15 protein-coding genes are annotated in these 12501 nt (G+C 51.1%); 4 read left to right on the top strand and 11 right to left on the bottom strand.

Going from position 1 to position 12501, the window contains the following annotated elements:
* Positions 1-10 precede the first annotated feature (10 nt).
* The 9 genes from traA to ACH5Y9_RS10025 form a co-directional block, all read right to left on the bottom strand.
* A complete protein-coding gene (gene traA / locus ACH5Y9_RS10065; protein WP_445369505.1) occupies positions 11-310 on the bottom strand; it encodes a TraA family conjugative transfer protein in 300 nt (99 codons plus the stop codon).
* 131 nt (positions 311-441) lie between these two features.
* The gene (locus ACH5Y9_RS10060) at positions 442-960 is read right to left on the bottom strand and encodes a TraV family lipoprotein (protein WP_445369504.1); all 519 of its coding nucleotides are present in this window, start codon (positions 958-960) and stop codon (positions 442-444) included.
* Positions 957-1781 (bottom strand): DsbC family protein, encoded by an 825-nt coding sequence (locus ACH5Y9_RS10055; protein WP_445369503.1) that lies wholly within the window; start codon positions 1779-1781, stop codon positions 957-959. The genes ACH5Y9_RS10060 and ACH5Y9_RS10055 overlap by 4 nt, the downstream gene beginning before the upstream one ends.
* Before the next feature lie 27 nt (positions 1782-1808).
* The gene (locus tag ACH5Y9_RS10050; protein WP_445369502.1) at positions 1809-3194 is read right to left on the bottom strand and encodes a TraB/VirB10 family protein; all 1386 of its coding nucleotides are present in this window, start codon (positions 3192-3194) and stop codon (positions 1809-1811) included.
* Positions 3194-4171, bottom strand: coding sequence for a TraK protein (locus tag ACH5Y9_RS10045; protein ID WP_445369501.1), 978 nt, complete (start codon positions 4169-4171; stop codon positions 3194-3196). The genes ACH5Y9_RS10050 and ACH5Y9_RS10045 overlap by 1 nt, the downstream gene beginning before the upstream one ends.
* Complete coding sequence (locus ACH5Y9_RS10040) at positions 4168-4779, bottom strand: TraE/TraK family type IV conjugative transfer system protein (RefSeq protein ID WP_064028650.1); 612 nt, start codon at positions 4777-4779, stop codon at positions 4168-4170. Before ACH5Y9_RS10040 ends, ACH5Y9_RS10045 begins: the two co-directional genes overlap by 4 nt.
* Positions 4776-5057, bottom strand: a complete 282-nt coding sequence (gene traL / locus ACH5Y9_RS10035; protein ID WP_445369500.1) for a type IV conjugative transfer system protein TraL — start codon at positions 5055-5057, stop codon at positions 4776-4778. Before traL ends, ACH5Y9_RS10040 begins: the two co-directional genes overlap by 4 nt.
* A gap of 253 nt (positions 5058-5310) precedes the next feature.
* A complete protein-coding gene (locus ACH5Y9_RS10030; protein WP_445369499.1) occupies positions 5311-5811 on the bottom strand; it encodes a DUF2380 domain-containing protein in 501 nt (166 codons plus the stop codon).
* 2 nt (positions 5812-5813) lie between these two features.
* Complete coding sequence (locus ACH5Y9_RS10025) at positions 5814-6260, bottom strand: regulator (RefSeq protein ID WP_445369498.1); 447 nt, start codon at positions 6258-6260, stop codon at positions 5814-5816.
* 214 nt (positions 6261-6474) lie between these two features.
* Here ACH5Y9_RS10025 and ACH5Y9_RS10020 point away from each other — a divergent pair, with 214 nt between their 5' ends.
* Positions 6475-7836 (top strand): sensor histidine kinase, encoded by a 1362-nt coding sequence (locus ACH5Y9_RS10020; RefSeq protein ID WP_445369497.1) that lies wholly within the window; start codon positions 6475-6477, stop codon positions 7834-7836.
* Positions 7833-8489 carry a response regulator gene (locus tag ACH5Y9_RS10015; RefSeq protein WP_445369496.1) on the top strand — a complete coding sequence of 219 codons (657 nt, stop codon included), beginning with the start codon at positions 7833-7835 and terminating at the stop codon, positions 8487-8489. Before ACH5Y9_RS10020 ends, ACH5Y9_RS10015 begins: the two co-directional genes overlap by 4 nt.
* Before the next feature lie 199 nt (positions 8490-8688).
* Here ACH5Y9_RS10015 and ACH5Y9_RS10010 read toward each other — a convergent pair whose 3' ends face one another.
* Entirely contained in the window at positions 8689-8997 is a 309-nt protein-coding gene (locus tag ACH5Y9_RS10010; RefSeq protein ID WP_445369495.1) for an integration host factor subunit beta, read from the bottom strand.
* A 38-nt stretch (positions 8998-9035) separates the two neighbouring features.
* The gene (locus ACH5Y9_RS10005) at positions 9036-9575 is read right to left on the bottom strand and encodes a hypothetical protein (RefSeq protein ID WP_445369494.1); all 540 of its coding nucleotides are present in this window, start codon (positions 9573-9575) and stop codon (positions 9036-9038) included.
* Positions 9576-9745: 170 nt separating this feature from the next.
* Here ACH5Y9_RS10005 and ACH5Y9_RS10000 point away from each other — a divergent pair, with 170 nt between their 5' ends.
* A complete protein-coding gene (locus ACH5Y9_RS10000) occupies positions 9746-10294 on the top strand; it encodes a hypothetical protein (protein ID WP_445369493.1) in 549 nt (182 codons plus the stop codon).
* 6 nt (positions 10295-10300) lie between these two features.
* Entirely contained in the window at positions 10301-12496 is a 2196-nt protein-coding gene (gene recD2, locus ACH5Y9_RS09995; RefSeq protein ID WP_445369492.1) for an SF1B family DNA helicase RecD2, read from the top strand.
* The last annotated feature ends 5 nt before the right edge of the window (positions 12497-12501 follow it).

The following is a 12501-nucleotide window of genomic DNA, read 5'->3' as shown; positions in this document are numbered from 1 at the left end:
GTGGTGAGGCCTAAATTGTGGCGGTGACGATGTTGGTGATAATGGTTGGTGCCGCAAACAAGCCGACACCACTGGCAATCCCCAGCACAAAGCCCATGATGCTGCCGCGCACGACACCGGCGACCAGGCCGACGATGACGAACACGATAGCGATAATGCGGCCGAGCAAGCCTTCCACCCAGCCGGTCAGCAAGCTCCAGACGGTGCTGAACTCGGTACCAGCGGTACCGGCCATGGCATCATTGGCCATCAACATAAACAATAACGATGCCAGGGCTACCAGTACCCCGCTTCGGTATGACGTTTTCATCAAAAATATCCTCATTCAAGTTAAAAGACGGTTGCCCGTCGAATCTCGGACGGTTAGTCCGGCAGGTTTTAAGCGGTTGCCCGCTCAGTCTCGCAGGGGGTGTGGGACCTGCGGTTAAATGGGTTGCCACATCAAGGCAAAGGCTTACCTAATCGATTCACTGGACTTTCGTCTTCAGCGATATCGACGCTGGATCGTTTCTCCGGTGGACGTTGCTCGACTTGCAAGGGAATCAACGACGCACTGGCGGTGGGTGCCGCCTTGCCGATCATCCAACGCCTGGGTTCCAGTTCGGTGTAGACGTAGTTGGACACCATCAAATCGCCCTCAGTATCTTCCCAAGGCGCGATCCAGATGCGCATCACCTGGGATGGCGTCCGAATCGGCGTGGGATCTTCGATCTTGGGTACGGGTTGCTGTAACGGCGGTACGAGTGCCGGTGTTGATGGTGACTCCGAACTGGGGCTATTGTCCGCAGGTGCTTCCGTTATCGCCGTATTAGTGACTTGGTAAGCCTGTGTCGTCGACAGACAGCTGGGATCGTCCGGCATGCCTTTGCAGCCGTATTCGGTGGTGGCGCAGCCGATGGTGATGGTGGTGATCAGCAGGATACTGAGGCCATACCTAGAAAACTGATGAATACGTTTCATGGCTTATTCTCCGGTGCGTTTGCGTTTTGGGCTTTTGTAGCTGGCGTCGTTGCCAGACTGGGTGACGGTTTCGGTTTGTCCGCTAACCAATCGGCTAACGATTCCGGCGCGCCACTGTGGGTGCGGCCGTCAGGCGCGATCAGAAACGGCACGCCCTTCAAATCGAATAACTTGGCAGTGACGATGGCTTTTTGCAGTGGCTCTTTGTTGCATGACTGAGTCGCTTCATTGGGCAAGCCCGTGTAATCCTGCTTCAACAAGCGGTCGCGGACGGATTCTTTAGCTTTGGGTTCGCTGGATCCCCATTGACAGGCCAGTTGCACCACGATGTTTTGCGACTCGGGGCCTAGTATTGGAATCATCACCAAGTTGAAGGTGTACTGATTCTGCAAGGCTTGCAGGTCTTTCATCACCTTGCCGCAATACGGGCACCGGGGGTCGATGAACACCAACACAGGGTCTTTTCCCTTGCCAAACGTGACCGGGCCTAAGTCGTCAGCCTTGAGCTTCATCCGCGACAGGTCAATGCGGTTGGCGATGTTGTCGATATCCGCCAATTCCTTGATTTCCTGTTGGGTCCAGATGTCCATCAATTTGCCGCCGTAAAAGGCAAAGCGACCGTTACTGGACATAAACACCGTCTGCTCGCCGGACTTAACCATCTTCAGGCCTGAGATCGGTAAGTCCTGCATGCCGTCGATTTTGATCGAGAGCAAACCGGCGGCAATATCCGAGACCGCAGGCTTTTGCGGATTGGCGGCCATGGCAATCGATGTACCGAATAGTGAGACTAGAAATAAAAAAATGTGGCGTAGCGTCATAACGACCTTTGGGTTTTAGTTAATGAATCAGCTCGGTGACTTCAGCTTTAATGCCGTGCCTTTTTGCACGATGAAGTTGACCTGGCGGGTGGCATCGACTTCGATGACCGGGTAAATCTCTTCGGCCATGTCCATGTAAAAATGCGACAGCCGTTCCATGGCAAAACCTGCGCCTCGCAAAGCACCGCCTTCCATCGACTGAGAGGAAAAGGCGCTTTGAAACGGTGTGGTACCGGATAGTGCACCGATGCCGCCGGTCATCAGCACCGGAATCTGGTTACGACCGAAGGCATCGGAAAAGCCGCGCAGGAAACCTGCCATCATGGATTGGGCGAGTAACGCACCTTGTTTGGAGACCACGCGACCACGCACCCCGTTTTTGCCGTCTTCGCCGGTGGCGTAGGCATTCATCGGCACTTCGATCACGCCACCGTCCTGGCGCACGCAGGAAAAGGTCTCGCCGCGAAAATAGGCGCGCTCAGCGCTCAAATCGCCAAAGCCGGCTGCCAACAAAAAGCACTCGCGGACATCGGCGTGGAAACGGTTGGGCAAAATAGCTTCCTTCTTGATCCGGAACAGTACTGGCATCGGTTCTTTCTTGGCTTTGCGGCCGGTGGGCGCATCCAGACCATTCAGCAATACGCCGGTTAAAATGCTGCCAGCCGGGATGAAAACGTCGCTGTTAGCGTGGCTTGGCTGCGACTGGCCGTGAGTGTTGGTCGGCGCGGCGTCTTTGTCTTTGTCTTTGCCATTAGACTGCTCAGCGCCTTCCTGGATGACGCGAATCTGCATCGCCGCCGGCGTCTGACTGTTGGCTCGTCCTCCTGAAGTGCCGGGATTGCCGGGTGTCGGTCCGGGCACAGCCGCTTGCTCGAAGACGCGGTTGAGGTCGTCTTGTCCGTTGTCGAAGGGCGCACTGTTTGGACGGAGAGTTGGCAGTCTTCTTTGTTTCGATGGCTCCAGTGCGTTTTGACTGGCATCGCCTGAGTTACCGGTGACTGCGGGTGTGACCGCTTTGTTCTTCAGAGACTCGACTTCACCGGTGACGGCTTGCAATTTGGCTTCATAGGCTTCGCGCTCCGCGGTGGTCCATTGTTTGAAACGAATTTCGTCGGATAGCCGTTCGCGCTTTTGTTGATCTTCGATCGCTGCCAGTCGGCGGGCTTGTTCGTCGTTCTTTTGCAGCAGATCGCGCAATTGTGCGGAAATGCCGTCGATACCCAGCGAACGTGGATCACTATCGGTCAATATATGTTGGATGGTGGCCTGCTTGCTCAACGGTTTACTGACGTCCGGGGTGACAGTGGCTAGCGCGATGATGACGGCCAATGCCACGGTACCGATGCTGCCGACAGCTAAATTACGTTTGGCAGCCGGGCTCAAGCGTGTCCACCAGTTATCGACGCTGGCCATTAGGGTTGGCCTCCGCCCAGTAATGAAGGACGCAAACTGACTGACGCCTCAGGCGCTTGTCGGACCACGACATACAATTCGGTGGCTTCCTGGGGTTTCAACACCACGTTGGGCCAGACTGAAATAGCCAGCACGTCCTGTTGGGTGGTCGCGCAACTGCGTTCGTCGAACTCGAGCATGTCGCCGCCGGTATTTTTGGCAAGACCCACCAGAATCAGCCGATCCTGACCCTCCAGGACTTGACCGGTATTAATCTTTACGCGCTCTTGCAGGCAGCGAATCTGTTCCTGGGGCTTCGGTTCGCGGAGTGAATAACCGGCTGGAGTCTTTTGCAAACCCAAATCCCGAAACAAGGTTTTCAGCTGGCTGATGTAGGCTTGTTCCTGTTGGCCAGAATTTCGATTACCGGCATCCGAGCGCTGCCATTGGTTTAGCAATTGGTAACTGTCCTTATCCAAATCGAGATGAATTTCCCTCGCCGGAATGCGTTTGGGAATCAGGGTGAGCGATAGCGCAATGTCTTGGTTGTCGCCGGGCGTGATGTATAAGGTCACCGGCGTTTCATCCGCAGTGGCGACGTAAACGATTTTGCCTTTGGTACTGGTGGTGGCCTGACTGGTAGTCGTGACCACCGGATGTTCGAATGGCGTGACCAGACGATTCAAGTGACCGACCGCAATCGGCATCAGTTCGTTGATGCCGGGTTTGACCGCGATGTGTTGGGGGCCGATGGACGTGGCAGATTCCGAATTTGATGCCGCCGCTTGTTGTTTGGCGGCTTTCAATACACTGGCATCGACCGGGGGTAATTCGATGCCTAAATCCGGCTGCGTCGAGGCAACCGGCTGTGATGGCGATGAGGATGACTCTTCGGCCACGGTGGTGACCGGCGGTAATACCGTCACCGGTAACTCATCGGCGGCCCAAGCACCGTTGGCGAGCGAAAGTAATAACCAGGGGTGCATCAATCGTTTCATGGCTTAGCCTCTTGGGGTTGGCCTTGGGTGGCTTTCAAACGGGCCAGGGTTCTGGGGGAATCTGGATACACGTCGATGTATTCCAGCCGGGGCCGATAATTTTTGATGGCGATGATGAATTCGTAGGTACGGGGTTTAACGTCCGGTTTGGAACTGGGGCCCTGGCTTTTCAGTTCGCCGCTGACGAAGACTTTGTTGGTCTCGGCTTCGTAATCGACGTGACGCGGGGTGAAGCTGATCGCGACCCGGTCCATCTTGATGGCCTTGATTTGATCGCTCATGGCATCGAGGACACTGCGGTAAATATCCGGCGCCAATAGCGGCTCGACCGCGGTTTTCAGAAAGTCGGCATTGGCCGGCGTGGTGTTGCCAAGCAATTCGGCCAGGAACAAGCCCCAGGACTCTTTGAACTCGCTGGATGCCTGACTGCGGGTGACCTCGACTTCCTGCGTCAAGCTCGGCGGTACCAGGATGATGCTGCGTTCGGTGCGCCAGGCAGCCAGCGAGGTGATAACGCAAACGACCAGCAAACCTATGATGACGACTCGGCTAAAGCGGTTCTCGGTCTCGTGCCCGTCCCAGGTCTGCAGAAAATCCGACCATCTCATGGCAGGAACCGGCGGATGTAAGGATTGGGGATGGTCTGCGCGCGACTGGGCAACAGGCCCAGCCAATACAACGCATGCAAGGTATAGCCGTCAGGCCGATTATCGCGGAAACGCCGGTAAAACTTGACTGCAATCAACCCGAGCGCTAAGCCAGGAATGAACTGATCGATCAATATGCCGGTCAGCATGCTGACCATGAAGGGTACGATCTCGTCCGCGCTCCACAATAAAATGTGGATCGGATCGTCGATCGATTGGGGGATGGCAACGGGTTCCATAATGACCTCCGGTTGGGATGGTCATTATTGTGAAGATAATTTTCGGGAGGTCGTTTTCGAAATCGCGATAATTATTGCGATTTCGTTAATTGGGCAAAAAAAGTTTGAAATTTGTATTGGCTTTGATCTGTTCGAGATTCAACGTGATAGGCCACTTTGCGATATTCAAATAGCTGAAAATATTAGTTGTGAGGTAGGTTTAGATTAGGTTACATAGCAGACAGCGATGGCATTATCGATCTATCGATATAACCTATTGCCCAATAAGTCTATTAGAAATCTTATCAGCAAGGGCAGCAACACTATGCTGAGTGACTTTTGCATGATTACCCTTTAACTCGATATTAAATCGCGAGACCAGTCTTTGAGATTTAACTTCTACCAAATCGGCTATCAAATAGGAATAAAGAAAGCTGGGTTTGCTATGTTGACCCACGATTACCCAGTCTGCGCCGAACTGCTCACCTAGTTTTGCGGCTAAATCATGATGACTAAATAAGTAGCCGAAACCGGCGTTGGCGGTAGTTTCAGCATTGGTACTGATCTCGATGATATCAAATCTATCAGTCAGCAAAAGTGCTTGCTCTAACAAGGGCTGAATACTTGCCGTTCGTTGTTGTTCCTGTATTGTGTTGGGCAGCGAAGTAATGTCATTAAGTTCGAAATTTAATATTGCAATGCGCGGTTTGGCTACACCAGGATGACTGATTAACAAGAGAGTCAGAGCGATGAATGAAATGATCTGCTGTTTCATTGCTATACCTGTTGAGTTTGCGTTTGGGTGGCATAAAGATCGATAAAATCTTGCCAAGTCAGTTCGCCGATTACATTCTGTGTATTGTCGAGAATCTCATACAAAACCCCATCGCCACCGCGTATGCTGAACAGCACAATAACATCAACCTCACCGCCGCCTTCCCGGTGAGGTACATCGCTGGCTGGACTAGACGTGTATTGCCCAACAGGTCTAATTTCCTTGATACTACCATCCTCGTGATACAAGCGATGCTCGCCCTGGATGACAAAGGTTTTATTTAAGGCTTTGTGCCTGTGTAAGACAATTTGCTGGTTAGCGGCAAATTTAAACAACACATCTATGATGTGACGCTGTGTGTCAATATCCAGAATCGAATACTGTAAATGTTCGAAATTGGCCAGGGTTTGCCAGTCGATATGGCTATCGTTGAAAAGAAAGTCGCTCATGGGTCATCCTCGTCTTGAAGGGAATAACAAAAACAGTGCTACCCTGATCGGTTGTCGTTCAGGTGCCTATAGCTTATGTAATGCTGTACTGACCGTAAGCCGATATTTGCCCACCAAGATCGGGCAATTTGCCCGTGTATCCTGAGATCGTTTTGCAGTATTCATATAGGCTCGTAGAATGCAGAAACACTAGACTCTCCCACGCAGTCATGCCATGAATTTACAACGACAATTGCTAACCCGAATCGCATTGGTGGCTTTAGCATGCTTGCTGGTAATCGCAGCTTTTGTGTTGTATCAAAGTCATTGCGTTTCCAAACAAACCACCGGGCTACTGGCCGAGTCATTAGGCAAGCAATTGGAGTCGCAGTTGTTGTTGATCAATGCCGGCCTGGGTCAAAACAATGCTTTTCCGGATTTTGAGCACTGGAAACAGTACGGTAATCAGCCTGGTATCTGCGTGAGTTATACCCCTGCCGATAGCTCATTGCCACGTAGTCTTTGTAACGGAAGTAAGCTAAGCCAGGCGAAATGGCCAACTCTCTTTGAAACACGCTATAGGCAGATTTTTAATCCCGGTTTGCCGACGGTACGACCGATTGCGCTAAATGGTAGGGTCTACGGTTCCCTGACGATTACGCCTAGTGCAGAACTCGAAATTGCCGAAGCTTGGGATAAGATGGTGAGCTTGATGACCTTATCCAGCGTTACAGTCTTTGCTGTCTGCCTGCTAGTGTATTGGAGCATCAGCCGTGTCTTAAAACCGGCAAAAACCATCGTTGCAGGCGTCAAAGAGATGGAATCCGGGCGTATTGATTGCCGCTTACCTGCGTTTGAGTTAAATGAATGGCAGCGTATTGCTGCGGCTATCAACCAACTGGCGAACAGTCAGCAACAATTGCTGAACGAACGCCAAAAGCTAGTGTTGAAGTTAATCAACATACAGGAAGACGAGCGTCGCTATTTGGTAAGGGAACTGCATGATGAATTCGGCCAATGCCTGGCGGCCATCAATGCTGTTGCTGCTTCAATCAAACAAACTGCATTACAACACTGCCCGGCGCTGGTCGCCGAAACCGATCACATTAGTCGAATTACTACCCACATGCTGGAGAACGTACACGGCTTGCTGGGGCGTTTGCGTCCGGCCGAATTTGAGGAATTAGGATTAGCTGTCAGCCTCAATACTCTGGTTGCCGGCTGGAATGCGCGTAGTGGCGACAAGACTCGCTTTCAATTAGACATAAGCGGCGATTGCTCATCGTTGGCGGAAGTTCCGGCCATGACCTTATTTCGGATTACTCAGGAATGTCTGACTAATATCGCCAAACATGCTACTGCTTCCAATGTCAGCATTAGTCTGATCGTCAGTTTAGAGTATGCAATTTTGACAGTCACGGACAATGGCGTAGCCAAGACGTTGCCATTTTCTGATGCCACCGGAATCGGCTTATTTGGCATCCGCGAACGCGTCACTGCCTTACAGGGGCGACTGCAATTGGCCATTGCCAACCCACACGGTTTAATCGTTAAGGTCTGCTTACCGATGGCGGTCACTATCGAGCACGCGGCATGATCAGCATTTTATTGGTTGACGATCATGCCATTGTCCGTGAAGGCTACCGCGCATTATTAGCCAAACAGAACGGCTTGCAAGTGATCGCGGAAGCTGGAAATGCCGTTCAAGCCTATCAACTGTTTAAGCAATTCCAACCTGACCTAGTGATCACCGATATCTCCCTGCCCGGTAGCAGCGGTCTTGAGCTGATCTCCCGCATTAAACAGCGATGCACCGACGCAAGAATCCTAGTTTTCAGCATGCACCAAAACCCTGCCTTTGCCGAGCAAGCCGTGCATGCTGGAGCCTTGGGCTATGTAAGCAAAAGCAGCGAACCTGAGGTGTTGTTGCGTGCCATTCATGATGTATATTCAGGACGCCACGTATTAAGTCCCGACATCGCTCAAATACTGGCACTGGAAAAACTGGGCAGCGAACGCATTGCTCTACAAACCTTGACAGTACGCGAGTTTGAAATTTTGCGTTTACTAATGGAAGGGCAAAGCCACGATGACATTGCTCGTGTACTGAACATCAGCGCCAAAACCGTCGGCAATTGTCATTATTTGATCAAAAGTAAGCTCGGCGTTGCCAGCGATATTGAATTGACAAAACTGGCCATTAAATTCAACGTGCTTTATCCATTGGAATTATCTCGAATTGTTGACTGATGATATGCATTATTTACAATATCGAATGTTGGTTAAGCGAATTACAGCAGACGAAGCCTCCAAAAAAATCGACCGTCGCTAAGGGTCAATTGTGAGAATTCTCAACCGCCAAAATCCCATGCTACCGACATTATTCAAGCCAAATCAGTGAACTTCGCAATCGGTATAGATGGTGGTATTAAATCAGAATGACTGGAAGCTAGTCCTTAATCAAAGGAAAACGGTTTTTAGAAAGATACACACGCTCACGTAAATTCAGCCCCGGCTTAAAGTACGTGGTATACCGAATGGGCAAGCTCACTTGTTCGCCTGTCCTGGGGTTACGCCCTATCCGAGCGGCTCGTTGAATAACAGAGAATCCACCAAATCCACGAATCTCAATGCGTTCACCTTGGGCCAAATGGTGGGTCATCGCGTCGATGGTGATGTTAATGGCCATTTCAACGTCACGTTGCAGTAGATGAGGCAATCTAAGGCTGATGTTTTCGATGAGTTGGGATTTCGTCATTCTCGTACCGGGTCTGGGTTAAATGTCCATGAATGCCGCTAGCCATGGCTTGCGGGTAGTGTCTTGCCACCTTGTTCAATAATCACGGCTTGTTTAAGTAAATCGCTTGCGGCGGGGTATCTTTCGTAAAGACGGCCAATGGCACGATAATACGCTAGGGTATCAAACGGCTCTGAGGCTTGTTTTCGAATCAATTCGGCCAATCTTGACCTGAAATCCGGTGAAACTGTCACGATGCGTAGACCTTTGACAATTTTGGTGTCGGCATCGACCAACACCAAGTTTATGGGCAAAAAAGCATCACCCTCATCAATCGTCTCATCACCGGCTAGATGAATGGTAAATGCCAAGTCCGACCAATCCAGAAAGTCCTCGATATTAAACAATACCAACAGCAGACTGCCTTCGGCAAATAATGCAAACGCGGCAGCGCCATTGAGAAAGGCTTGGATGTCGCGCGGGGTAACGGAAAAATTAAAGGTCAGCAACGGCGTGCCATTCGCCAGAATAATACTCATGCCTTCTGCCGGCAGGGCATGATCGAAGCGCTCGCCCACGCAAAGTTTTAGATAGTCCATAACGCCTGCTTAAATGAATCGTCCTGCCAGAATGCTAACAGTGAAAGTATAACGCACTGCATAGGGCTTTTGCGTGGGTAAGGCATTTGCATGACAAGTTCAATGGCGCTGATTAGCACTATAAAAGTGGTTTATATCGTGGTAAAACGCTGTAACGGGGGACGTCAGCCATGGACTACACTGCAATACTTGAAGCGCTCAATAAAGCATCACTCTTTGATTTACATCGATTACAGTCTGCCATTTATCAGGAACTCATCAATCCGGTTCGGGTAGAGCAGATAAAAGCCCAATTGAAAGTCGGCCAAGCGATTAGTTATTTCGACCCACAAGCCAACGGCTTGATCGATGCCGTGATCTTGAAGATTCAAAAGACCCGTTGCCTGGTGAGAAACGTCAAAGACCAGAAAAACTGGAACATCCCTTTTTATTACATCAATCTGGATGGTGTTGATACAGCGATTCAACCCAAACCGCACACTACCGGGATTCCCCGCAGCGCTTTGCACATTGGAGCCCGCGTAGGCTTCAAGGACCGTAACCATCAAGAACTGTTTGGCGTAGTGATTCGGCTGAACCCCAAAACCGCCACGGTCAAGATCAGTGAACAGCATACTTGGCTGGTGCATTATCAGCAGTTGTTTCCTGTCATCGATAGTACGGGCTATGACACGAATCCCACGCAAGCGTCACTGTTTATCGAACAGGATGAGGAATAGCGGTCAATGATCGCCCAGATGGCGTCATCGTCTGCCGACAATCCCATCGAAAACCTGCAAGGCAGTATCGAACGCGTGACGTTCCATAGCGAGGCCTCGGGTTTTTGCGTGTTGCGGGTCAAGGTCAAAGGTTATCGGGAACTGATTACTGTAATCGGTTCGGCTGCCAGCGTCACAGCGGGTGAATACATCGAATGCCTGGGTTGCTGGGTTAACGATCGCCAACATGGCCAGCAATTCAAAACCATTTCATTAAAAATCGTGCCGCCGTCCACGTTGGACGGCATCGAAAAATACCTCGGCTCCGGGATGGTCAAAGGTATCGGTCCCCATTTTGCCAAGAAGCTGGTCAAAGCCTTCGGTGAGCGGGTGTTCGATGTGATCGAGCAGACACCCGAGCGTCTGTTGGAATTACCGGGAATTGGTAAGAAACGCCAGGAGCGTGTAACCAGTGCCTGGGCTGAACAGAAAGTGATTCGGGAGATCATGGTCTTTCTGCAATCCCATGGCGTCGGCACCTCGCGATCGGTGCGAATTTACAAAACCTACGGTGAGCAGGCTATCGAGAAAGTTCGCGAAAATCCCTATCGTCTGGCGCTGGATATTCACGGCATCGGCTTTAAGACGGCTGACACGCTGGCACAGAAGCTCGGCATCGGCCCGCAATCCCTATTGCGCGCCCAAGCGGGTGTCCGACATGTCTTGCAGGCATGGTCTGGCGAAGGCCACTGCGCTGCTATTCGGAGCAATCTGTGCGAAATGGCGGCGAAATTACTTGAAATTCCATTGCCGATTATTGACCAAGCGATTGCGGCGGAATTAACCGAAGGCAATTTGATCGCCGAAATGGATGGCAGCGACGAATTCATTTTTCTGACGCCTTTACACCGCGCTGAAATAGGTTGTGCCGCCAACCTGAACCGATTAAATCAAGGCGATGCACCTTGGGGTGTAATTGACGCCGATAAAGCCATTCCCTGGGTGGAAGAGCAAACTGGCATGACCTTGTCGCAGTCGCAAGCGTCTGCGGTTCGATTAGTGCTTCAGCATAAAGTCTCGGTGATCACAGGTGGGCCTGGTGTCGGTAAAACCACGCTGGTCAACAGTCTGCTCAAGATTCTCAAAGCCAAACGGGTGCGAATCGGTTTGTGTGCGCCGACGGGACGAGCGGCAAAACGCTTAACTGAATCGACTGGTATGGAAGCAAAAACGGTGCATCGTTTACTGGAGTTCGATCCGACGCAGTTCGCATTCAAGCATAACGACGAAAACCCGCTAGACCTCGATTGCTTGGTGATTGATGAGTCCTCGATGATGGACGTGGTGCTGATGAATCAGTTGTTAAAAGCCATACCGACGGAAGCCGCGGTTTTAATCGTCGGTGATGTTGATCAATTACCTTCGGTCGGACCCGGATCGGTGCTGGCCGACATCATTGATTCTGGTCAAATTGCCACCGTGCGTCTGACCGAAATTTTCCGCCAGGCCAGTACTTCCAAAATCATCACGAATGCGCATCGGATTAACCACGGGCAAATGCCGGTAGTGGATAAAACTGAAAGCCTCAGCGACTTTTATTGCCTTTACGCCGAAACACCCGAGGAAATTTTCGCTAAATTGATGCAAGTCGTCCTCGAACGGATTCCGCAGCGCTTCAACTTTCATCCAGTCAACGACGTGCAAATTCTGACGCCCATGAATCGTGGTGGTCTGGGAGCGAGGTCGTTGAATATCGAATTGCAAACACGGTTAAATGGGCACAGCGAACCCAAGATTACCCGTTTCGGGAATACCTATGCGCCGGGCGATAAAGTCATTCAGCGGATCAACAACTACGACAAAGAAGTCTTCAACGGCGACATTGGCGTGATCAAAAGCATTGATCTTGAGGAAAGCCAGGTCAAGATCTTATTCGACGATCAGGAGGTCGACTACGAATTCAGCGATCTGGACGAAATTACACTGGCTTATGCAACCAGCGTGCACAAATCGCAAGGCTCTGAATATCCGGTGGTAGTGATTCCGATGGCCATGCAGCACTTTATGCTGCTGGAACGCAATCTACTGTATACCGGCGTCACTCGTGGCAAACAATTGGTCGTAGTGATTGCCCAGCCCAAAGCGCTGGCGATGGCTGTGAAGAATCAGCAATCACAGCGCAGGATCACTCATTTGTCGGCTAGGCTGAACGAAAATACGTGACTATT

The sequence above is a fragment of the Methylomonas sp. BW4-1 genome, assembly GCF_052474385.1.
The sequence above is the reverse complement of the archived record's forward strand: the minus strand, read 5'-3'. Positions and strand labels throughout refer to the sequence as shown.